Source organism: Microbacterium terrisoli, from assembly GCF_030866805.1.
In the GTDB taxonomy this organism is placed as follows: Bacteria; Actinomycetota; Actinomycetes; order Actinomycetales; family Microbacteriaceae; genus Microbacterium; species Microbacterium terrisoli.
Window position 1 is genome coordinate 2,470,849 of the sequence record NZ_CP133019.1, and the last position, 22,122, is coordinate 2,492,970.

Sequence of the window (22,122 nt, forward strand, 5' to 3'; positions counted from 1 at the left end):
GTGGGCGGCACAGCGTGGCACCGCCCGCGGCACGGCGTGGCACCGCCCGCGGCACCGGATGCCGCGACGGTAGGCTGGAGTCGTGTCGCAGACCTTCGCCGCCACCGCCGCCGCCGAACTCGCCGTCATCGAACGCAGCGGCTTCGTGGAGTCTCGCCACACCGGCTCGGCGATCGTGCTGGCCCCCGACGGCGAAGTCATGCGCGAATACGGCGACCCGTCGGCGCTGATCCTGCCGCGCTCGACGATGAAGCCGATACAGGCTCTGACCTGCCTCGGCGTGGGTGCACCGCTGGAGGGCGAACGCCTCGCCCTTGCCACCGCAAGCCACTCGGGCACCGACCGCCACGTCGCGGTCGTGCGCGACATCCTCGCCTCTGCAGAGCTCACCGAAGACGATCTGGGGTGCCCGGCCGCGTGGCCGAGCGACTCCGCCACGCGAGACGAGATGCTGCGCGATCACGGCCAGCCCAGTCGAGTGCGGATGAACTGCTCGGGCAAGCACGCAGCGATGCTGCTGGCGTGCCGCACCGCCGGATGGGACACCGCGTCCTACCTCGATCCCGCCCATCCGCTGCAGGTGCAGGTGCGCGAACTGGCCGAGCGTCTCACCGGCGCGAAGGTGGGCACCACGGCGATCGACGGATGCGGGGCGCCGGTGTTCGCGATGACGCTGGCCGGGCTCGCGAAGGCCATCCACCGCATCGCGACCTCATCGATGACTTCGCCGTTCGCACTGCACCGCAACGCCGGCACCCTGGTACGGGCCGTGCGTGCCGATCCCTGGACGATCGCCGGCCCCGGACAGCCCGACACCATCGTCATCGAGCGGCTGGGAGTGTTCTCAAAGGTCGGCGCCGAGGGAGTGCAGGTCATGGTCGCCCCGAACGGGACGACCGTCGCGATCAAGATGCTCGACGGTTCCTCTCGCGCCACGACCGCTGTCGCGCTGCGCCTGCTCGAGCTCGCCGGCGCCCTGGACAGCGCCGACGTCGCCGACACGATGTCACAGCTTCCGCTGACCGTCACTGGCGGCGGACGGGACGTCGGGGCCATCCGCCCCGCGTTCTAAACGGACTCCGCTTCACAACAAGCGAGTCGAATCGAGCGAGCTCTGATCAGGAGCGGAAGGGAACACGATGAGGATCAGCGTCCCCACTGAGGTGAAGAACAACGAGTACCGCGTGGCATTGACGCCTGCCGGGGTACACGATCTGGTCGCGGCGGGACATGAGGTCTTCGTGCAGCATGGGGCAGGCGAGGGTTCGTCCATGCCCGATGCGGAGTACGAGGCCGCAGGAGCGACGATGCTCCACGACGCCGCCGAAGTCTGGGCGCGCGCCGAACTGCTGCTGAAGGTGAAGGAGCCCGTCGCAAGTGAGTACGGGTATCTCCGCGACGACCTCGTCATCTTCACGTACCTGCATCTGGCCGCCGACCGCGCGCTGACCGACAGGCTTCTCGGCGCCGGCTCCACGGCGATCGCGTACGAGACAGTGCAGCTGCCGAACCGCTCGCTGCCGTTGCTCGCACCGATGAGCGAGGTCGCAGGTCGGCTCGCCCCGATGGTGGGCGCGCACACCCTGATGCGCTCGTCGGGCGGTCTGGGCCTTCTGATGTCGGGCGTGCCCGGCACCCGTCCGGCGCGGGTCACCATCATCGGCGGTGGCGTGGCTGGGGCGAACTCCGCCGTCATCGCCGCGGGCATGGGCGCCGATGTGACCGTGTTCGACACGAACGTCGCGCGGCTGCGGCTGCTCGATGACCATTTCCAGGGGCGTGTGAAGACCGCGGCATCCAACCCTCTCGACCTGGACCGTGCGGTCGTCGACAGCGATCTGGTGATCGGGTCGGTGCTGATCCCGGGGTCGAAGGCACCCAAGCTCGTCACCAATGACATGGTCTCGCGCATGCGGCCGGGATCGGTGCTCGTGGACATCGCGGTGGATCAGGGCGGCTGCTTCGCCGACACCCACGCGACCACGCACGACGCGCCGACCTTCACGGTGCACGGCAGCGTGTTCTACTGCGTCGCGAACATGCCCGGGGCCGTGCCGAACACGTCGACCTCTGCCCTGACGAATGCGACACTGCCCTACATCCGACAGGTGGCCCGCCTCGGCTGGAAGGATGCGCTGCGCGCGGATGCGGCGCTGGCGGCGGGGCTGAACACCACCGCCGGGCGCGTCGCCAACGCCGGTGTGGCCGCCGCCCACGACCTGGAGGCACTGCCCCTGACCGACGCCCTGGCCTAGTACGCTGCAGGCGAGCAGGCACTGGGCACGGGGCACCGAGGGCGGCGGCGCGTCAGCGCGGATCGGCCGGGAGCACGAGCTGCACGCGCACGACGGGCACGCCCGCGCGTACGAGCCATGCCCGTCCCCGGCCGGGTTCGCAGTAGGGGGCGAGCGCACGTTCGCCGGTGAGCATCCGGTAGTCGGGTGCACAGGCGGCATCCACGAGCAGGTCGCCGCTGACGCGCACCGCCTGCAGCGCCAGCCATGACCGCTGCCATTGCTCCCCGTCGCCGATGACCACGACAGGTCGGATGCCGGTCACCGCATCCGATCCGATACCGGGCGCGGCGCCCGAGGCCATCCCGGTCATGCCCCGCGAGGCGTACTCGTCCAGGCTCATCACTCGCGCGCCCGCCGCCGCCGCCGTCGCTTCGACGGCACGTCCCAGCGGGCCGCCGCGGGTCACCACCGCAGTCACGTCCGCATGCGGGACCCACCGGTCCACTCCCGCAGGCTCGGCCGGCCGAGCGCGGGGTACAACCGCGATCTGCACCGTGCGCCCGTCGATCAACGCCCGCCCCGGCGGCATCTCGGCGTCGAAATCGCCGGGTGCCCCGCCTGCGGCCACGAATTCCGCCCGTGTCGTGCAACGCAGGATCACCCGCCGCGGCAGCAGCTCGGCCAGTCGGCCAGCGGCCCCGGCCGCCCGTTGCAGGGCGAGCACGATGCGCGGCCCACCGGCACCCGCCGCGTACACGAGCCGCTCGAAGCGCTCCGTGAGCGCCTGCGCGTACTCCGCGGGAAAGCGGGTCAGCAGCGCGTCCACATCGTCCGCCAGCACGAGTCGGCCGATCGCTGCGGTCGGCTCGTCGGCCAGCCGTGCGATCAGGTCCCACGCGGCTTCGGCATCGCGCGAGATCCAGATCGGATCGGCGGTCTGTGCGGCGATCGTCTCGAGCAGGGTCGAGCGGCCCGACCCCGCCGCGCCGATCACGCACAGCCCACGCTCGGCGGTCGGCAGCACCGCGGGCATGCGCCGCTGCCGTTCCGGGTCGTCGGCGATTCCCAGCAGCAGATCCCCCGCCGCGTGCGCCGACCTGGTCAGGCCGTCCGCCGGGTCCCCGCCCAGCGCGGCCGCCTCACCCAGCGTCACCCGTTCCGGCAGCGCCGGCAGCCAGGTGGGTCTCGGCGTCTCGCCGCGCACAGCAGCCGCCGTCGCTTCGACGAGCGCGGCCGAGGTCAGCGCGATCCGCACGGTGTGCGGGGCGTCATCGGCAGCCCGGCGCACGAGCGCCATGCCCCGCCGGCGCACGTCGCCCGACAGGGCGGCGGCCGCATCGGTGCCCACGAGCACACGACTGTCGACGGGGTCCGACACCCGCAGGCTGATGCGCAGCGGACAGTTCGCCAGCAGCGCGTCGCGGAATGTGCCCGAGGCCCGCTGCGTGCCCAGGATCAGGTGCATGCCCAGTGCCCGGCCCCGCGCGGCGATGTCGGTGAACACCGCATCCAGCTCCGGGTGCGCCCAGGTCAGCGCCGCGTATTCGTCGACGACGATCACCAGGCGCGCAAGACGGGTGCCGGTCACATCCTGCGCGCCGGCGCGGACGATCTCTGCCTCACGACGCCGCAGTTCGGCGCGAAGGCTCTGCAGCGCGCGTCTGGCCCCGGCACCGTCGAGATCCGTGATCACCCCGGTCACGTGTGCGAGCGACTCGAGCCGATCGAACGCCGTGCCGCCCTTGAAGTCGGCCAGCAGGAAGGTCACCTGGTGAGTCGAAAAGCGCGCGCACAACGCGGTGATCCAGCTGGTCAGCAGCTCGCTCTTGCCCGCCCCGGTCATGCCCGCCACCACTGCGTGCGGACCGTCCTGGACCAGATCGAGGTCGAAAGGCGCCCCGTGCTCGCGCGCGATCGTCACCCGCAGATCGCGTGCATCGTCCGGTGCGCTCCCGGGCAGCAGCTCGTCCAGCGAGATCGCACCGTCATCGTCGAACGGCCCGTACGCTGCCTCGGCGCGCGCCGCCAACGCGTTCGCCAGGCCCTCGGCCTGCTCTCGGCTGATTCCCTCGATCCGGATGTCGCAGCTCTGGCCGTCGTGGTCCAGTCGTGCGCGATCGATGCCGGTCACGGTGATCACCGCGGCGCACCCGGGCGGCGGGGCGGTGTGCGGGTCGATCCGTGCGATCACGAGGGCACCGGCCGGTGCCGGCATCCCCGCCTCGCACAGCACGAGCCGGCGCGCCGCGTGACCCGGCTGCGCATGCGGGAGCCGCGCGACCCAGCGCTCGGCCCGAGCAGGCACAGCCGGTGACACCCGCAGGCGATCGGGCGGCAGCAGGAGGCATGCCTGCAGCGCGAGCGCGCGCACGACCGCGCGAGCGAGCGCTTCGGGCCCGCACACCGCAATGCCCGCATCGCACGGCACGGTGATCGGTGCGTCCTCGAGCACCGCGGCCATCCGCGCCAGTCGGGCCGAGGCGGGATCTGCCGTACCGCCGTCCACCTGCACGATGCTGCGCACCACGCCGCGCCCCACCACCAGCTCATCGCCGCGACCCGCTCCCGCACGCCAGATGTCGCCTGCCCGTGCCCCGTCACCGGTCAACGCCAGCACATCGGGATGGCGGGTCCATGCCTCGCGCCGCTCGCGGTCGTGTCGTGCGTGCACGACCGCTGCCACCCGCCGGCGCGCACCCTCCGCTTCCAGCGCACCGCGGCGTCTGGCCGTGCGTGTCGCCCGCGCCCCGTCGATGAGCGACGCTGCGGCGATCGCCGGCCCGAGGGCGGCGAACCAGAGCATCATGGCGGTTCCGGTCACCGCCCACAGCACGACCGCGCCCAGTATCGGCACGGCCGAGGCCACGAGCGGCAGCGCCCCGCGCCGGGGAGCCACCGGCGGATCCGGCAGCCGCAGCGGCGCATCCAGCCGATCGGGCAGCCCCGCGCCGGCAACCGGGCCGTATCGTTCGGGCACACCTTCGAGGTCGGTCAGCGCGGCTGTCGGATCGGGACGATGAGGCATGCACCCCAGTCAACGCACCCGCGCACCGCACACGGGACCGCTGAGCCCGATCTGTGGAGAAGAGAGCAGTCAGTCCTCGTCTGTGGAGGAGACGGTGCCCCGCAGCGCGACGTTGATCACGACGATCGACACGTTGTCGCGCCCGCCGTTGTTCAATGCAGCTTCGAGCATCGCCGACACTGCCTCACCGGGGTCGGCGTGTTCGGCGAGGAAGTGCTGGATGCCGTAGTCGGTGAGCTCTTTGGTCAGTCCGTCCGAGCAGATCACGAACCGGTCGCCGTCGACCAGGTCCAGACGCACGTAGTCGGGCTTGACGCTGTCGGAAGGCCCCACCGCGCGCGTGATCACGTTGCCGTACGGGTGGTTCTCGGCCTCTTCGGGGCTGAGCCGTCCGGCGGCGATGAGCTCCTGCACGACGGAATGGTCGGTCGTGACCTGGCCGATCTCGCCGTCGCGCACCAGGTAGACGCGCGAGTCGCCGATGTTCAGGGTCACCCAATGCGGCTCGTCGTGCCCGAGGTCGAGGTAGACGCCGGTCACTGTCGTCCCCGTGCCGTCGTCGGTGGTCTCGGGATGCGAAGCGATGTCCTTCACCGCGCGAGCGAGCGCCTTCTCGATCGTCTTCGCCGAGACCTCACCTGATTCGGCGACCGGCCGCAGCCGGTCGACCGTGCTGGTGCTGGCGATCTCACCGCCGATGTGCCCGCCCATGCCGTCCGCGACGATGAACAGCGGATACTCGGCGAGCACGGCGTCTTGATTCGCCTCACGCCGCTTGCCGACATCGGTCGCCGCCGCCCAGGCGAGGTCGATCGATCCAGCGGCCAGTTCGACCGTGTGGAACCGCGTGAGCACGTCGGGCACGCCATGTCCTCCCTGGGGTGGCTTCCGCCGCGACAAGCCGCCGGCGACGTTCACATCCTAATCGACGCTGTCCGCGGCATCCCGTTCCGCCACGATCGGCACGGTGCCGGTCGGGATCGCGGGTGCACCGGAGTCGAGTACGGGTGCCTCGAACTGCGCGTTGTACAGACGCCAATATGCGCCCTTGGCGGCCAGCAGGGCGTCGTGCGGACCCTGCTCGACGATGTGCCCGTCCTCCATCACCAGGATCAGATCCGCGTCGCGGATGGTCGAGAGGCGGTGGGCGATCACGAACGAGGTGCGATCGACCCGCAGTCGCGACATCGCCCGCTGGATCAGCAGTTCGGTGCGGGTGTCGACCGAGCTCGTCGCCTCGTCGAGGATCAGGATGCGCGGGTCGGCCAGGAACGCCCGGGCGATGGTGACCAGTTGCTTCTCCCCCGTCGACAGGTTCGTCGCCTCGTCGTCCAGGACGGTGTCGTAGCCGTCGGGCAGCGCGTGCACGAAGCGGTCGACGTAGGCCGCGGTCGCGGCATCCTGGATCTGTTCGTCGGATGCCTCGGGCCGGCCGTATGCGATGTTCTCTCGGATCGAGCCGGCAAACAGCCAGGTGTCCTGCAGCACCATGCCGGTGCGCGCACGCAGGTCGCCGCGGGTCATCGTGCGGGTGTCGATGCCGTCGAGGCTGATCACCCCCGAATCAACGTCGTAGAAGCGCATGATGAGGTTGACCAGCGTCGTCTTGCCTGCTCCGGTGGGCCCCACGATCGCCACGGTGCTGCCGGGGCGGGCAGCCAGGTTCAGGTCGGCGATGAGCGGCTTGTCGGGCAGGTACCGGAACGCGACGTCGTCGAAGACGAGTGTGCTGGCTTCGGGTGCGACGGTGGCCGCCGGCTCGGGGTCGGGCTTCTCCTCTTCTTCGTCGAGCAGCTCGAACACCCGCTCCGCGCTGGCCACGCCCGACTGCAGCAGGTTCGCCATCGATCCCAGCTGACTCAGCGGCTGGGTGAACTGGCGCGAGTACTGGATGAACGCCTGCACGCCGCCCACCGAGATCGCACCGCTGGTGATCTGCAGTCCGCCGACCACGGCGATGGCGACGTAGACGAGGTTTCCCACGAACATCATCGCGGGCATGATGATGCCCGAGACGAACTGTGCGCCGAAGCTGGCCCGGTAGACGGCGTCGTTCTCGCCGGCGAAGGCTGCTTCGACATCGTGCTGGTGCCCGTAGAGCTTGACGACCGTGTGACCCGAGAAGGTCTCTTCGACCCGTGCGTTGAGCACGCCGGTGGCCGCCCACTGCGCGATGAACAGCTTCTGCGAACGCTTGGCCACCACGACGGTCACCACGATCGTCAGAGGGATGGTGACCAGGGCGATCACTGCCAGCAGCGGCGAGATCGTGAACATCATGATCAGGACGCCCAGCACCGTCAGCAGTGAGATGACCACCTGCGACATGCTCTGCTGCAGGGTCTGACCGATGTTGTCGACGTCGTTGGTGACCCGACTGAGCAGCTCACCGCGCTGCATGCGGTCGTAGTACGACAGCGGCAGACGGTGCAGCTTGTCTTCGACCTGCATGCGCAGTCGGTGCATCGCCCGCTGCGTGACGATGTTGAGGATGCGACCCTGGATCCACATGAACACGGCCGAGATGATGTAGACGGTCAGCACCGCCGCGATGAGCCAGCCCAGGCGACCGAAGTCGATGCCGGCGCCGGGCGTGAAGGTCATGCTGCGCAGCATGTCGGCCAGCTGCCCCTGGCCCTGCGCCTGCAGTCCGTCGATGGCCTGCTGCTGGGTGACGCCCGCGGGAAGGTTCGCGAACTGCAGCGAGACGAACCCTTCGACCACGACGTTGGTGGCCTCGCCGAGCAGCTTGGGGCCGGTGACGCTCAGCGCGACGCTGAGGGCACCGAGCACCACCACGAACACGAGCCACAGGGCATCGGGGCGCAGCGTCCGCAGCAGGCGCATCGCGCTGGGCCCGAAGTTCTGCGCCTTCTGGGCGGGCGCACCCATGCCGCCGCGGCCCATCGGTCCGCCGCCGCGCTGCCGGTTGCCGGGCGTGCTCATGCCGCCTCCTGCGCCGAGAGCTGCGATTCCACGATCTCGCGGTACGTCTCGCAGGTCTCGACGAGTTCATCGTGCGCGCCCAGACCCACCACCCGGCCGTGGTCGAGGACGACGATCTGGTCGGCATGCTGGATCGTGGACACGCGTTGGGCGACGATGATGCGTGTGGCGTCGGGCACGCGCTGATCCAGCGCGCGGCGCAGGGCCGCATCGGTGCGCAGATCCAGAGCCGAGAACGAGTCGTCGAACACGAACACCTCGGGCCGGTGCACGAGGGCGCGGGCGATCGACAGCCGCTGTCGCTGACCGCCCGACACGTTCGTGCCGCCCTGGGCGATGGGCGCCTCCAGCTGCTCGGCCATCTCACCGACGAAGTCCTTCGCCTGGGCGATCTCCAGCGCGTCCCACAGCTGCTGGTCGGTGGCCGCTTCGTCGCCGTAGCGCAGGTTCGAGGCGATCGTGCCCGAGAACAGGAATGCCTTCTGCTGCACGAGCGCGGTGCGCCGCCACAGTTCGTCGGGGTCGTACTCGCGCACGTCCACGCCGTCGACGCTGACCGCTCCGGCCGTCACGTCGAACAGGCGCGAGATCAGGCCCACCAGTGTGGTCTTGCCCGATCCGGTCGACCCGATGACAGCCGTCGTGGTGCCGGGCTCGACGGTGAACGAGATGTCGCTGAGCACCGCGTCGTCGGCTCCCGGATAGGTGAAGCCCACACGGTCGAACACCACCCGACCGGCCGGCACCGGAGCCTCGGCGGGCCGGGCGGGCGCGGCCACCGACGGCTCGGTCTGCAGCACCTCGCCGATGCGGTTCGCGCACACCGCCGCGCGCGGGATCATGACGAACATGAAGGTCGCCATCATGACCCCCATGAGGATCTGCATCATGTACGTCAGGAATGCGAACAGCGTGCCGATCTGCGCATCGCCGGTCTGCACCTGGAACGCGCCGAACCAGATGACGGCGGCACCGGTCACGTTCAGCACCACCATCACCGCCGGGAACATGATCGCCATCAGGTTGCCGGCGCGCACGGCCGACTCCATCACGTCGGCGCTGGATTTCTCGAACCGCGCACGCTCCTGACGCTCACGCACGAACGCGCGCACCACACGGATGCCGGTCAGCTGTTCGCGCATGATCTGATTGACGCGGTCGATGCGCTTCTGCATGGCCCGGAACGCCGGCACCATCCGCACCACGATCAGCGAGACGATGATCAGCAGGATCGGCACCGCGACCGCCATCAGCCACGAGAGCCCGACATCCTGCCGGATCGCGAAGATCACACCGCCGATCGCGAGGATGGGCGCCGACACCATGAGCGTGGCCGACATCTGCACGAGCATCTGCACCTGCTGCACGTCGTTCGTGTTGCGGGTGATCAGCGACGGCGCACCGTACTGGCCGACCTCGCGCTGCGAGAACGCGACCACCCGGTGGAAGAGGTCTGCACGCATGTTGCGTCCGGCACCCATCGCCAGGCGCGAGCCGAAGTACACCGCGACGATCGCGCAGATGATCTGACCGAAGCTGATCAGCAGCATCACCCCGCCGGTGCGCCAGATGAAGTCGATGTCGCCCTTGAGCACGCCGTCGTCGATGATGGCCGCCTGCAGGGTCGGCAGCCAGAGGGATGCCAGGGCCTGCGCGAGCTGGAACACCAGCACGCCGACGATCAGCGGCCATGCCGGCCGCAGATAGCGCACGAGCAGTGGACCGAGCATGCCGACTCCTCTCCGCGCGCGGCAATTCCCGGCGCAGGACATGACGCTACGCCCTGCGCGCGACACCCTCACGCGTCTGGCCGTGCGCTGTCAGCGAACCGCCCCGGCGTCACCGCCCGCGGAAGACCGGCGGACGCTTCTGCTGGAAGGCGGCGAACCCCTCACGGTAGTCCTCGGTCTGCGACAGCTGCGTCTGAGCGAGCGATTCGGCGGCCATGGCCTGCCACAGGTTCATCCGCTCGTCGCGCAGGCGCGCGACGATCATCTTGCTGGCAAGGAACGCCGCAGTGGCGCCGGTGGCTGCCTGACGTGCGGCGGCGGATGCGGCATCCTGCACACGATCTTCCGGGAACGCCTGCGAGAACAGGCCCGCGGCGACGGCTTCGTCGCCGGTCATGAGACGGCCGGTGTAGATCAGATCCAGGGTCTTGTGCGCGCCCAGCCGCTGCACGAACAGCGCATGCCCGCCGGAGTCCAGGGTCGCTCCCAGCGCCGCGAAGGGCGAACCGATCTTCGCGGTGCCTGCGACGTAGACCACATCGGTCGCGATCAGCAGCCCCAGTCCGACTCCCAGGCACGCGCCCTGGGCAGCGGCGAACGTCGGTGCGGGAAAGGACGCCATCCGCCGCAGCAGCGGGGTGAGCAGCTCGTCGAGATACCCGGGCACGTCGTCGGTGGCCGGATCCACGTGCGAGATGTCACGACCTGCGCAGAATGCGCGTCCTTCACCGCGCAGCAGCAGGGCGCGCACGCCCGACTGCTCGGCGTCGGCGTACGCGGCGTCGAGTTCGCGCAGCCCGCTCTCGTCCAGCGCGTTGCGCTTGTCGGGGGCGTTCAGCACGATCTCGGCGACGCCGTCGGCGATGGTCAGATCGATCACGGCTGCTCCTTCAGATGCGGCAGGTGTCTGCTAGACGTCGTAGTCGACGACGACGGCGTCGGTCGTGGGGTGCGACTGACACGTCAGAATGTAACCCCGTTCGAGCTCGTCGGGCTCGAGCGCATAGTTCTCCGTCATGCGCACGTCGCCGTCGATCAAGCGTGCCCGGCAGGTGCCGCACACTCCTCCGGCGCATGCGAACGGCACGTCCGAGCGCACCCGCAGTGCGGCGTTGAGGATCGTCTCGTGGGCGCTGCGGGGGCTGTCCACGGTCGCGGACTGACCTTCGAGCGTGAAGCTGATGTGACATACCGGCTCATCGGCCTTGACCACCACGGGTCGGCCCGCGTGGGGCACGACCTGCCCCGGCTCGCCGGTCGTGAACAGCTCGTGGCGGATGTGGCGCCGGTCGACGCCGAGGTCGGTGAGCGTGTCGCGGCACAGCTGCACGAGCTCGAACGGCCCGCACAGGAACCACTCGTCCACGGTGGCCGGCGGCACCAGCACATCCAGCATGGTGCGCAGCTTCTGCTCGTCGATGCGCCCCGACAGCAGGGGTGCTGTGCGCTGCTCGCGCGAGAGCACGTGGTAGAGCGCGAGCCGCGACGGGTAGCGGTCCTTCAGGTCGGCGAGGTCGTCGAGGAACATGACGTCCGACCGCGACCTGTTCGTGTAGATCAGGGTGAAACGGGATGTCTCGGACCGCGCGAGTGCGGCGGTGGCCAGCGCCATCAGCGGCGTGATGCCGCTGCCGGCGGCGATGCCCACGAGGTGGCGGCCGTCCAGATCTGCCAGGCGCGTGGTGAAAGTGCCCTGCGGGCTCATGACATCCAGCGCGTCGCCGGCGTGCAGCTCGGTCTGCGCCCAGGTCGAGAAGCGGCCACCGAGGTCACGCTTGATCGCGACGCTGAGCGACCCCGCCGACGGCGGCCGGCACAGCGAATACGACCGGCGCAGCTCGTCGCCGTCCAGGTGCAGGCGCAGGGCGACGTGCTGGCCGGCGAGGTACTCGTATTCCGGCTGCAGATCCCCCGGAACCTGAAAGGTCACCTCGACGGCGTCGTCGGTCAGCGGGCGGACCTCGGCGACCGTCAGCGTGTGGAACCGCGCGCGGTGGCGCGGGGCCGGGCCGCCCACGGCGCCGGCGAGGAACGTGTCGGCGACGCGTTCGGCGTCGGCCACGGGCGCCTGTGCACCGTCTGCATCGGCGGCGGCAGCCGCCGCGGACGCGGCATCCTGCATCGCATCCTCCATCAGTGCGTCTTGAAGTAGTCGAACGGTTCGAGGCACGCGCGGCACTCGTACAGCGCCTTGCACGCGGTGGAGCCGAAGTGCGAGATCTCGCGGGTGTTCAGTGAGCGGCAGTGCGGGCAGCGCACGTGCAGCCCGCCCAGCACCGGTTCGGTGGGCCGGATGCCGGTCGGCGGTGCGATGCCGAACTCCTCGAGCTTTCGTCTGCCCTCGGCGCTGATCCAATCGGTGGTCCAGGCCGGCGCGAGCACCGTGTGCACCTCGACGTCGGTGAACCCGGCGGTGCGCACCGCGGCGGCGACGTCCCGGGCCATGACGTCCATCATCGGGCAGCCCGAGTAGGTGGGTGTGATGATGACGGTGACCTTCGACGCGTCGATCCGCACGTCGCGCAGCACGCCGAGGTCGGCGATGGTCACCTGCGGCAGTTCGGGGTCGCAGACGGTGGATGCCGCAGCCCACGCCCGCCCCGTGTCAGTGGGCGCCGTGCCGACGATGTCATCGACGACGCGGATCGGGCCGCCCGCCACGGCGACACGGTCATCCCACGGCCCGAGCACTGCCTCGAGGGCTTCGGCGCGGGTCGGCTGCAGGGCTGTCGCGGTCACCATGTCGCCCCCGGATGCTGTCGCGCGAGCACCTGCATCTCGGCCAGCAGGTATCCGAGGGTCGGATAATGCTCGCCGCGGCGCCCGCCGCCCGAAGCGGTGAACCGCGTCGGCGCGACCAGGTCCGCCTCGGCGAACACCGCGCCGATGACCTCGTCGAACGGGGCGCGCAGGGTCGACGGCCGCACCGCCACGCCCTCCAGCCGGTCGATGAGCGGTTCGTCGCGGAACAGCTCGTCGACGTACGGCCAGACGTCCTCCACGGCCTGGATCATGCGCGTGCGCGACTCGTCGGTGCCGCCGGCCAGCCGCAGCGTCCACTGGATCGCGTGGTCGCGGTGATATTCGACCTCTTTGACGGCCTTGCCCGCCACCGCAGCCAGCACCGGGTCGTCGGAGTGCTGCAGCCGCGAGTAGAGGGCGAAGTGGTAGACGGATGCCGCGAGCTGGCGCGCGATCGTGTGCGCGAAGTCGCCGTTGGGCTGCTCGAAGAGCCATGCGCTGCGCCACTGCGGCTCGTCGCGGAAGTACGCCAACTCGTCCTCGCTGCGGCCATCGGCCGATCCGGCGTAATGCAACAGGCTGCGGGCGTGCCCGAGCTGGTCCAGCGCGATGTTGGCCAGCGCGACGTCCTCTTCGAGCTCGGGGGCGTGCGCGATCCAGGCGCCCAGCTGCTGCGCCAGCACCAGGGCGTCGTCGCCGAGCCAGAGCGCGTACTCGGCGGCATCCGGCGTCGCCGTGCGCGCCTGATCGCCGGCGAGCTCGGCAGACAGCTCGACCTCGTCGACGGAGATGTGGATGGCGCGGGTCACAGGTGCGGCACCCCCTCGGACGCGGTGTAGTACGTCGCGTGCCGGTAGTTCTTGCCCGCCGGGCTCTCGAAGAACGCGCCCTTCGAGTCGGGATCGCTCGTGGTGATCGCGTCGGAGGGCACGACCCAGATCGACACTCCCTCGTTGCGGCGCGTGTACAGGTCGCGCGCGTTGCGCACGGCGAGCTCGGCGTCGGGGGCGTGCAGCGATCCGACGTGCACGTGGCTCAGGCCGCGTCCGGCACGGACGAACACCTCCCACAGCGGCCAGCTCTCGCGGGGGTCGGCTCCTGACACGGTCATGCCGCGGCCTCCTTCTGCTGCTGCTTGCGGGCGTACTCGGCGGCGGCCTCGCGCACCCACGCGCCGTCTTCGTGCGCGGTGCGGCGGTTCTGGATGCGCACGGCGTTCATCGGGCCGCGCCCGGAGAGCACCTCCATGAACTCGTCCCAGTCGATCGGGCTCGTGTGCCACTGCTGGGCGTCCTCATCCCAGCGCAGCTCAGGGTCGGGCAGGGCCAGGCCCAGCACCTCGGCCTGCGGCACCAGCATCCCGATGAACCGCTGGCGCAGGTCGTCGTTGCTGAATCGCTTGATCTTCCACGCCATCGACCGTGCCGAGTTCGGCGACTCGTCGTCGGGCGGGCCGAACATCATCAGGCTCGGCCAGAACCACCGGTTCACGGCATCCTGAGCCATCTCGTGCTGGGCCTCGGTGCCCTGCGAGAGCGCGAGCAGGATCTCGAATCCCTGCCGCTGGTGGAACGACTCCTCTTTGCAGATGCGCACCATCGCCCGGCCGTACGGCCCGTACGAGCAGCGGCACAGCGGCACCTGGTTGACGATCGCGGCGCCGTCCACAAGCCAGCCGATGGCCCCCATGTCGGCCCACGTGGGGGTCGGATAGTTGAAGATCGACGAGTACTTCGCGCGGCCGGAGATCAGCTGCTCGGTCATCTCCTCGCGGGTGATGCCCAGGGTCTGGGCGGCCGAGTACAGGTAGAGGCCGTGGCCGGCCTCATCCTGCACCTTGGCCATCAGGATCGCCTTGCGCTTCAGGCTCGGGGCGCGGGTGATCCAGTTGCCCTCGGGCTGCATGCCGATGATCTCGGAGTGCGCGTGCTGCGACATCTGGCGGATGAGCGTCTTGCGGTACGCCTCGGGCATCCAATCGCGCGGTTCGATGCGCTGATCGGCTGCGATGAGCGCATCGAAGGCGGCCTGCTCGGGCTCGGCCTGATCGTGCGCCTGACTGATCACGGTCGTCATCGTCGACTCCTCCGGTAATTACCTACCGCTCGTTCAGTAATTATGACATACTCGTGCCGGGGGCGCGATGACGCGCCCGCGCGAAGGGATCGACGATGACGGATGCCGCAACCCGGCCGATGATGCAGAGGGACCGCGCATCGGCGGCCCTGGGTATGCGCGTCGAAGCCGACGAGCCGGGCCGGGCAGTCGTGTCGATGCCGGTGCGCGAGGACATGACCAACGGATTCGCGATCACCCACGGCGGGCTGGTGTTCGCCCTCGCCGACACGGCGTTCGCGATCGCGTGCAACGAGGACGAGCGGGTCACCGTCGCCGCAGGCGCCGAGATCACCTTCGTGAAGTCGACGCGGGCGGGCCAGACCCTGACCGCCACCGCCGTACGTCGGATCGTCACCGGCCGCAGCGGACTGTACGACGTGACGGTGCGCGATGAGACCGGCGACGTGGTGGCCGAATTCCGCGGCCGCTCGTTGACCACGAACCGTACGAGAGGAGACGCGGATGTCTGAGACGGTGGCCGCGACGGGTTCTGCTGCGAAGGGTGCCGCACTCGAGACGCTCGACCCTGAAGAGCGCATGTCACAGGACGAGTTGCGCGCGCTGCAGTTGGAGCGACTGCAGTGGACCGTGCGACATGCGTATGAGAACGTGCCCCTGTACCACCGCCGGTTCGACGAGGCCGGCGTGGCGCCGGACGACATCCGCACCCTCGACGACGTGCAGCGACTGCCGTTCACGACGAAGGGCGATCTGCGCGAGACATATCCGTTCGGCATGTTCGCCGTGCCGATGGATCAGGTGCGGCGGCTGCATGCCTCGTCGGGCACGACCGGGCGCCCCACCGTCGTCGGTTACACCGAGGGCGACCTGCAGCGCTGGGCGCGGCTGGTGGCCCGCTCGCTGCGCGCGTCAGGCGTACGGCCGGGCATGAAGGTGCACAACGCGTACGGGTACGGGCTGTTCACCGGCGGGCTCGGTCTGCACGATGGGGCAGCGATGCTGGGGGCGACGGTGATCCCGGTCTCGGGCGGGCAGACCGCACGTCAGGTGCAGCTCATCCGGGATTTCGAGCCCGAGGTCATCTCGTGCACCCCGAGCTATCTGCTCACGATCGCCGACGCGATGGAAGAGGCCGGCATCGACCCGCGCTCGACGTCGCTGCGCATCGGTGTGCTGGGCGCCGAGCCGTGGACCAACGAGCTGCGCGCCGAGATCGAGCGGCGCCTGGGCATCGACGCCGTCGACATCTACGGCCTGAGCGAAGTGATGGGTCCGGGGGTGGCGAACGAATGCATCGAGACCAAGGACGGCCCGCACGTGTGGGAGGACCACTTCCTGCCGGAGACGATCGACGCCGAGACCGGCGCGACAGTGGCCGACGGAGAGCTGGGCGAACTGGTCTTCACGTCGCTGACGAAAGAGGCGTTCCCGATCATCCGGTACCGCACGCGCGATCTCACGCGGCTGCTTCCGGGCACGGCGCGGCCGGGCATGCGCCGCATCCAGAAGATCACCGGACGCGACGACGACATGATCATCCTGCGCGGGGTGAACCTGTTCCCCACGCAGATCGAAGAGATCGTGCTGGGTATCGAGGCGCTGACTTCGAACTTCGTGATCGAGCTGACCAAGAAGGGGCAGCTGGATGCGATGGCCGTGCGCATCGAACGCCACCCCTCGCTGTCGGTTTCCACGTGCCTGGCCGCCACCGAGGTGCTGCGCAAGCGCATCAAGGCGCACCTGGGCACGACCGTCGAGGTGCGGCTCGAGGAGCCAGGGGCGCTGCCGCGCAGCGAGGGAAAGTACAAGCGCGTCTACGACCTGCGATGACCTGCCCGGCTTCGCCCCGCGTCGCCCCGCCGCGAAAGACACCCATACCCTCTGAAACCGCATTCACCCTCCCGTTCACACACATGGCGGCCGAGGCCCCCGTGCTGTGTGAGCGGGAGGGTGAATGCCGAAAACGGGGATATACCTGTTTTCGGCAGCGGGTGTTCGAGCACACCACCCACGTCCCGACACGGACGGCGCGCGGCTACTGCTTCGCGACGAGGGTCAGCACGTCGTAGGTCGCCACGATGTCGTCGTTCTGGTTGCGGATCACCGCGTCCCAGCGCACCTCGCCGTAGTCGTCGGTCTCGCGAGGCGTGATCTGCTTAGCCGTCAGCGCGACGTGGATGCTGTCGCCCGGTGAGACCGGGGTGACGAACCGCAGGTTCTCCAGGCCGTAGTTGGCCAGCACCGGCCCGGGCGCCGGATCGACGAACAGGCCCGCGGCGAACGATACGAGAAGATAGCCGTGCGCGACGCGCCCCGGAAAGAACGGGTTGGCCGCGGCGGCCTCTTCGTCCATGTGGGCATAGAACGTGTCGCCGGTGAACCGCGCGAACGTCTCGATGTCGTCGAGGGTGACCTCTCGGCTGGCCGAGGCAAGTTGATCGCCGATGCGCAGCTGCGCCAGCGACTTGCGGAACGGATGCAGACCGTCCGAGGACACCCCCGCTCCCGCATGCCACACTCCGGTCAGAGCGGTGAGCATGGCGGGCGAGCCCTGCACCGCCGTGCGCTGCATGAAGTGCAGCACAGCCCGGATGCCGCCGAGCTCCTCTCCCCCGCCGGCGCGGCCGGGCCCGCCGTGCACGAGATGCGGAACCGGCGACCCGTGCCCCGTCGAGGTGCGGGCATCGACCGAATCGAGGAACAGCACGCGCCCGTTGTAGGCGCCGATGCCGGCCATGAGCTCCGCCGCCACGGCGGGATCGTCGGTTGCGACACTGGTCACGAGCGATCCGCCGCCGCGGTTGGCAAGCTCCACGGCCTGCGCCACCGTGTCGTAGCCGATCAGCGCCGAAACCGGCCCGAACGCCTCGACCTCGTGCACGGCGGCGGGAGCATCCGACCCGAACCCGACCAGGATCGGGTCGATGAACGCGCCGTCCTCGGCCGCACCGCTCGTCCCGTCGGCGCGCACGACCTGGGGCCTCTGCGTCGAGCCGACCAGCACCTCACCGCCGGCATCCACGAGCGTCTTCACCCCGCGCAGCACCTCGCCGCGCTGCTCGAGCGAGACCAGCGGCCCCATCGTCACGCCTTCGGCGCGAGGATCACCCACCACGACCTTCTCGGCGAGCTTCTGCCGCAGCGCGGAGGCAACGGCATCCATCGACGACGACGGCACGATGGCCCGCCTGATCGCCGTGCACTTCTGGCCGCTCTTGGCGGTGAGCTCCACCATCAGCTGACGAACGAAAGCATCGAAGACCGGAGTGCCCGGTTGCGCGTCGGGCCCCAGGATCGACGCGTTGATCGAGTCGGTCTCGCTCATGAACCGCACGCCGTCGGGCGACTGCGCGCGCAGCGAAGCGGCCGTCGAAGCCGACCCGGTGAAGGCCACCACGTCCCCCAAGCGCAGCAGGTCGAACACGCCGGGCACCGCACCCGACACCAGTTGCAGCGCGCCGTCGGGCACGACGCCCGACTCGACGAGCATGCGCACCCACGCCTCGGTGATGTACGCGGTGGGAGTGGCGGGCTTGATGATCGTGGGCACGCCCGCCAGGAATGCGGGGGCGAACTTCTCCAGCGGCCCCCACATCGGAAAGTTGAACGCGTTGATCTGCACGACTGTGCCCGGAAGACGCGTGTAGACGTGTCGCCCGAGGAACGTGCCGTCCTTCGACAGCGATTCGGCCGGGCCGTCCAGGTAGATCTGCGCGTTGGGCAGCTCGCGCCGGCCCTTCGAGCTGTAGGTGAACAGCACTCCGATGCCGCCGTCGACGTCGATCGCAGCGTCGCGCACGGTCGAGCCCGCGCGTGCGCTCAGTGCGTACAGCTCGCCCTTGCGGTCGTTCAGCACCGTGCCGAACTGCTTGAGCAGCAGCGCCCGCTGATGGAACGTCAACGCCCCCAGCGACCGCTGCCCGACGCTGCGCGCGTAGTCCACGGCCCCGGCGAGGTCGACGCCGGAGCTGTCGACCCGCGTGATCTCCTCACCGGTCGACGCGTCGCGCACGACGACACCGCCGGCGTCATCCGTCGGGGTCCACCACTCCCCCTGCAGGTAGCTGGGTAGGATCATCCTTCGCTCCATTCGTAGAATCCACGGCCGGACTTGCGACCCAGGCGTCCTTCGGCAACCATCCGCCGCAGCAGCTCGGGCGGCGCGAACCGCTCGCCCAGCTGCGCGTGCAGTTCTTCGGCGATGCCCAGCCGCACATCGAGCCCGACGATGTCGGTCGTGCGCAGGGGGCCCATGGGATGCCGGTACCCCAGCTGCATCGCCGCGTCGATGTCGGCAGGGCTGGCGACACCCTCCTCGACCATGCGGATGGCCTCCAGGCCCAGCGCGACGCCGAGTCTGCTGGAGGCGAACCCGGGCGCGTCGCGCACGACGATCGCGGTCTTGCCGATGCCCTCGACCCACTCCCGCACGCGTGCGGTGACCGCCGGGTCGGTCGCGGCCCCGGTCACGACCTCGACGAGCGACGAAGACGGCACCGGGTTGAAGAAGTGCATGCCGACGAACCGCTCGGGGTGCCGCACGGTTTCGGCCAGCGCGTCGATCGAGATCGACGACGTGTTCGAGGCGAGCACGGCGTCATCGCCGATCACCGCCTCGGCGCGCGCGAAGGCGGCGGCCTTCATGACGCGGTCTTCGGGCACCGCTTCGACGACGAGTGCGACTGAGCTCAGCGCATCGGCGTCGGTCGTGACGGTGACGGATGCCTCGACCGCGGCGCGATCGCGCTGGAGCGTGCCGCGCTCGGCCGAGCGGCCGATGAGATCACGGATGCGCTCGGCTGCGGCATCCACCATCTCGTCGTCCCTCTCGATCACCGCGACGTGCGCGCCCGCGCAGGCGAAGGCGTGCGCGATGCCCGCTCCCATGCGCCCGCCGCCGATGACACCGACCTGTGCGGGGATCATCGCTTGTGCCTGTTGAGGAACGCCGTCATGCGTCGCATCTTCTCTGAGCTCTCGAACAGTTCCGCCTGCAGTTCGAGGTCGACCGCGGGGTGGTCGGCGGCGCGCAGCGCAGTCTTGGTGTGCCGCACGGCGAGCGGGTCGTTCACGGCGATGCGGTCGGCGAGCGCGTGGGCGGCGCCCAGCAACTCGCCAGAGGGGTGGATTGCGCTGAGCAGTCCCCATTCGAGAGCCTCGTCGGCACTGAGGATCCGCCCGGTGTACAGCAGTTCGGCGGCGCGCGCTTCGCCCACCAGCGCCGGCAGGCGCCAGGTCGCGCCCGCCGCGGCGATGATGCCCAGGCCCGTCTCGGGGTTGCCGATCTTGGCCTGCGGCGACCCGATGCGCAGGTCGGCGGCGAAGGCGAGCTCGGCCCCGCCACCCAACGCGTAGCCGTCGATCGCGGCGATCACCGGCATCGGCAGCTCCCGAATGCGCATGAACACGCGGGTGTTGATGCCCGCACGCGCCTCGGGCGCACGACGCTGCAGCATCTGTCGGATGTCGGCGCCCGACGCGAACACGCCCCCGGCGCCGGCGATGATGAGGATGCGAGGGGATGCCTCCAGCTCCGCGCACAGCGCATGCAGGCGATCGACGAGGTCTTGGTCGATCGCGTTGCGCACGCGCGGCCGGTTCAGCGTCGCCACGACCCGATCGTCGCGGCGCTCGATCAGCAACGGCTCGTCGTGCTGTTCCTGCGTGTCGTCTTCGCCCACACGAATACCCTACCGATCGTTCAGGAATTCGCCCACACCCGTGCCAGACTGGAACGGTGAGCGAACAGGCGCGGCGCGGCCGCCCCGGGTACGACCGCGACCGGATCCTCGCCGTCGCGGTCGTGGCGTTCAACGAGCAGGGGTACGACGCGACCTCGGTCGCACACCTGGCCGAGCGCCTCGGCGTGAGCAAGGCGGCGCTGTATCACCACTTCGATTCGAAGGAAGAGCTGCTGGCTGTTGCGCTGGAGCGTGCCCTCGGGGGCCTGGAGGCCGTGCTGACCGCCCCTGATGCGGTCTCCGGTCCCGCCTCGGACCGGCTCGCGGCAGTGCTGCGCGGCGCCGTGCATGTGCTGGCGGACCAGCTGCCGTATGTGACGCTGCTGCTGCGGGTGCGCGGCAACAGCGACATCGAGCGGGCCGCCCTGCAGCGACGGCGCGCGTTCGATCAGCGGGTCACCGAACTCGTGCGATCGGCGCAGGCCGAAGGCGCCGTGCGCGCCGACGTCGACGCGCGGGTGGCCACGCGGCTCGTGTTCGGCATGGTCAACTCGCTCGTCGAGTGGTATCGGCCGACAGGCCCCGAACGCGCCGGACAGCTCGCCGAGGATGTGCTCACCGTCGCCCTCGACGGGCTGCGCACCCGCTGACTGCTACATCGCGGGCTCGGGCGGCGGGAACAGTGCGTCGATGGCGGCGAGGTCCTCAGCATCCGGAGACCATGCCGAACCCGCCGACGCGTTCGCACGCACCTGCTCGGGGCGGGTGGCCCCCGCGATCACGCTCGACAACTCGGGCCGCGACAGCAGCCACCCGTAGGTCGCCTCGAGCATCGTGATGCCGCGCTGGTCGCAGAACGCCTGGTAGGCGTCCAGCGCATCCCACGGTGCGTTCTGCCACAGGTGCGGACGCTGGCGCATGATGCGGCTGTCGTCGGGGCCGCCCGCACGGGTGAATTTGCCGGTGAGCAGGCCGTTCTGCAGCGGGAAGTAGGGAAAGAACCCCAGACCGTAGCGACGCGCCGCACGCAGCACATTGCGCTCGGCCCCCCGCGCCAGCAGGCTGTACTCGTTCTGCGCCGACACGTACGGCACGCAGTGCTGCTCGCGCGCGACGAAGTGCGCCTCGGCGATCTGCCAGCCCGAGAAGTTCGAATGCCCGAGGTAGCGCACCTTGCCCTCGCGCACCAGGTCGGTCAAGGCATCCAGCGTCTCTTCCATGGGCGTGTCGTTGTCGGGCGTGTGCAATTGGTACAGGTCGATCCAGTCGGTCTGCAGACGTCGCAGGGATGCCTCCACCGCCCGCCGCACGTAGGTGCGCGCGCCGTTCGACGCTCCGTAGGCGAACGGTGCCCCGGAGTGGCCGAACTTGGTGGCCAGCACCACCTCGTCCCGCCGCCCGCGCAGCGCCTGACCCATGAGTGTCTCGGAAAGACCTGGTTCTTTGCCGTACATGTCGGCGGTGTCAAGGAACGTGACGCCCGCCTCGATCGCGGCATCGAGCACCGCCTGGGTGCCCTCGAGCGTCTCGGTGGCCGTGCCCGAGCGGCCGAAGTTGTTGCACCCGAGCCCGACGGCGCTGACCAGGAGTCCGGATGCGCCCACGCGGCGCTGCTGCAGATCTGTCACCCCTCCACGGTATCGCCCGACGCCGGCGCTGGGAGGTGCGTACCGAGATCCCGA

The 22,122-nt window shown here is 69.9% G+C and carries 19 protein-coding genes; 5 read left to right on the forward strand and 14 right to left on the reverse strand.

Annotated features, from left to right (window positions below; all coding sequences use genetic code 11):
* Positions 1-82 precede the first annotated feature (82 nt).
* Both QU603_RS11090 and ald read left to right on the forward strand, forming a co-directional pair.
* Complete coding sequence (locus QU603_RS11090; RefSeq protein ID WP_308491449.1) at positions 83-1,072, forward strand: asparaginase; 990 nt, start codon at positions 83-85, stop codon at positions 1,070-1,072.
* Positions 1,073-1,139: 67 nt separating this feature from the next.
* Positions 1,140-2,255 (forward strand): alanine dehydrogenase, encoded by a 1,116-nt coding sequence (gene ald / locus QU603_RS11095; protein ID WP_308491450.1) that lies wholly within the window; start codon positions 1,140-1,142, stop codon positions 2,253-2,255.
* Positions 2,256-2,307: 52 nt separating this feature from the next.
* On the opposite strand, the gene QU603_RS11100 is transcribed toward ald, so the two are convergent.
* The 10 genes from QU603_RS11100 to paaA all read right to left on the reverse strand — a co-directional run bounded on the left by QU603_RS11100 (position 2,308) and on the right by paaA (position 14,756).
* Positions 2,308-5,262: an FtsK/SpoIIIE domain-containing protein gene (locus QU603_RS11100; protein WP_308491451.1), complete on the reverse strand. Its 2,955-nt coding sequence runs from the start codon at positions 5,260-5,262 to the stop codon at positions 2,308-2,310.
* A gap of 69 nt (positions 5,263-5,331) precedes the next feature.
* Positions 5,332-6,126 (reverse strand): PP2C family protein-serine/threonine phosphatase, encoded by a 795-nt coding sequence (locus tag QU603_RS11105; RefSeq protein WP_308491452.1) that lies wholly within the window; start codon positions 6,124-6,126, stop codon positions 5,332-5,334.
* A gap of 57 nt (positions 6,127-6,183) precedes the next feature.
* Positions 6,184-8,208 (reverse strand): ABC transporter ATP-binding protein, encoded by a 2,025-nt coding sequence (locus QU603_RS11110; protein WP_308491453.1) that lies wholly within the window; start codon positions 8,206-8,208, stop codon positions 6,184-6,186.
* On the reverse strand, positions 8,205-9,938 hold the full coding sequence (locus tag QU603_RS11115; protein ID WP_308491454.1) for an ABC transporter ATP-binding protein: 1,734 nt from the start codon (positions 9,936-9,938) through the stop codon (positions 8,205-8,207). Before QU603_RS11115 ends, QU603_RS11110 begins: the two co-directional genes overlap by 4 nt.
* Positions 9,939-10,047: 109 nt before the next feature.
* Positions 10,048-10,818: an enoyl-CoA hydratase/isomerase family protein gene (locus QU603_RS11120; RefSeq protein WP_308491455.1), complete on the reverse strand. Its 771-nt coding sequence runs from the start codon at positions 10,816-10,818 to the stop codon at positions 10,048-10,050.
* A gap of 30 nt (positions 10,819-10,848) precedes the next feature.
* Positions 10,849-12,072, reverse strand: a complete 1,224-nt coding sequence (paaE, locus tag QU603_RS11125) for a 1,2-phenylacetyl-CoA epoxidase subunit PaaE (protein ID WP_308491456.1) — start codon at positions 12,070-12,072, stop codon at positions 10,849-10,851.
* Positions 12,072-12,566: a 1,2-phenylacetyl-CoA epoxidase subunit PaaD gene (gene paaD / locus QU603_RS11130; protein WP_308494004.1), complete on the reverse strand. Its 495-nt coding sequence runs from the start codon at positions 12,564-12,566 to the stop codon at positions 12,072-12,074. Before paaD ends, paaE begins: the two co-directional genes overlap by 1 nt.
* A 107-nt stretch (positions 12,567-12,673) precedes the next feature.
* Entirely contained in the window at positions 12,674-13,489 is an 816-nt protein-coding gene (gene paaC / locus QU603_RS11135) for a 1,2-phenylacetyl-CoA epoxidase subunit PaaC (protein WP_308491457.1), read from the reverse strand.
* Positions 13,486-13,791 (reverse strand): 1,2-phenylacetyl-CoA epoxidase subunit PaaB, encoded by a 306-nt coding sequence (gene paaB / locus QU603_RS11140; protein WP_308491458.1) that lies wholly within the window; start codon positions 13,789-13,791, stop codon positions 13,486-13,488. The genes paaC and paaB overlap by 4 nt, the downstream gene beginning before the upstream one ends.
* On the reverse strand, positions 13,788-14,756 hold the full coding sequence (gene paaA / locus QU603_RS11145) for a 1,2-phenylacetyl-CoA epoxidase subunit PaaA (RefSeq protein WP_308491459.1): 969 nt from the start codon (positions 14,754-14,756) through the stop codon (positions 13,788-13,790). Before paaA ends, paaB begins: the two co-directional genes overlap by 4 nt.
* 95 nt (positions 14,757-14,851) lie before the next feature.
* On the opposite strand from paaA, the gene paaI reads away from it, so the two are divergent.
* Both paaI and paaK read left to right on the forward strand, forming a co-directional pair.
* Positions 14,852-15,268 carry a hydroxyphenylacetyl-CoA thioesterase PaaI gene (paaI, locus tag QU603_RS11150; RefSeq protein ID WP_308491460.1) on the forward strand — a complete coding sequence of 139 codons (417 nt, stop codon included), beginning with the start codon at positions 14,852-14,854 and terminating at the stop codon, positions 15,266-15,268.
* On the forward strand, positions 15,261-16,589 hold the full coding sequence (gene paaK, locus QU603_RS11155; RefSeq protein WP_308491461.1) for a phenylacetate--CoA ligase PaaK: 1,329 nt from the start codon (positions 15,261-15,263) through the stop codon (positions 16,587-16,589). The genes paaI and paaK overlap by 8 nt, the downstream gene beginning before the upstream one ends.
* Positions 16,590-16,794: 205 nt before the next feature.
* Here paaK and paaZ read toward each other — a convergent pair whose 3' ends face one another.
* Genes paaZ through QU603_RS11170 form a run of 3 tightly spaced genes read right to left on the reverse strand, consistent with a single transcriptional unit; the run spans position 16,795 to position 20,440 of the window.
* On the reverse strand, positions 16,795-18,837 hold the full coding sequence (gene paaZ, locus QU603_RS11160; protein ID WP_308491462.1) for a phenylacetic acid degradation bifunctional protein PaaZ: 2,043 nt from the start codon (positions 18,835-18,837) through the stop codon (positions 16,795-16,797).
* A complete protein-coding gene (locus QU603_RS11165) occupies positions 18,834-19,685 on the reverse strand; it encodes a 3-hydroxyacyl-CoA dehydrogenase family protein (protein ID WP_308491463.1) in 852 nt (283 codons plus the stop codon). The genes paaZ and QU603_RS11165 overlap by 4 nt, the downstream gene beginning before the upstream one ends.
* Positions 19,682-20,440 (reverse strand): enoyl-CoA hydratase/isomerase family protein, encoded by a 759-nt coding sequence (locus tag QU603_RS11170; protein ID WP_308491464.1) that lies wholly within the window; start codon positions 20,438-20,440, stop codon positions 19,682-19,684. Before QU603_RS11170 ends, QU603_RS11165 begins: the two co-directional genes overlap by 4 nt.
* Before the next feature lie 56 nt (positions 20,441-20,496).
* On the opposite strand from QU603_RS11170, the gene QU603_RS11175 reads away from it, so the two are divergent.
* The gene (locus QU603_RS11175; RefSeq protein WP_308491465.1) at positions 20,497-21,090 is read left to right on the forward strand and encodes a TetR/AcrR family transcriptional regulator; all 594 of its coding nucleotides are present in this window, start codon (positions 20,497-20,499) and stop codon (positions 21,088-21,090) included.
* A 3-nt stretch (positions 21,091-21,093) separates the two neighbouring features.
* Here QU603_RS11175 and QU603_RS11180 read toward each other — a convergent pair whose 3' ends face one another.
* Positions 21,094-22,068, reverse strand: coding sequence for an aldo/keto reductase (locus QU603_RS11180; protein ID WP_308491466.1), 975 nt, complete (start codon positions 22,066-22,068; stop codon positions 21,094-21,096).
* Positions 22,069-22,122 lie beyond the last annotated feature (54 nt).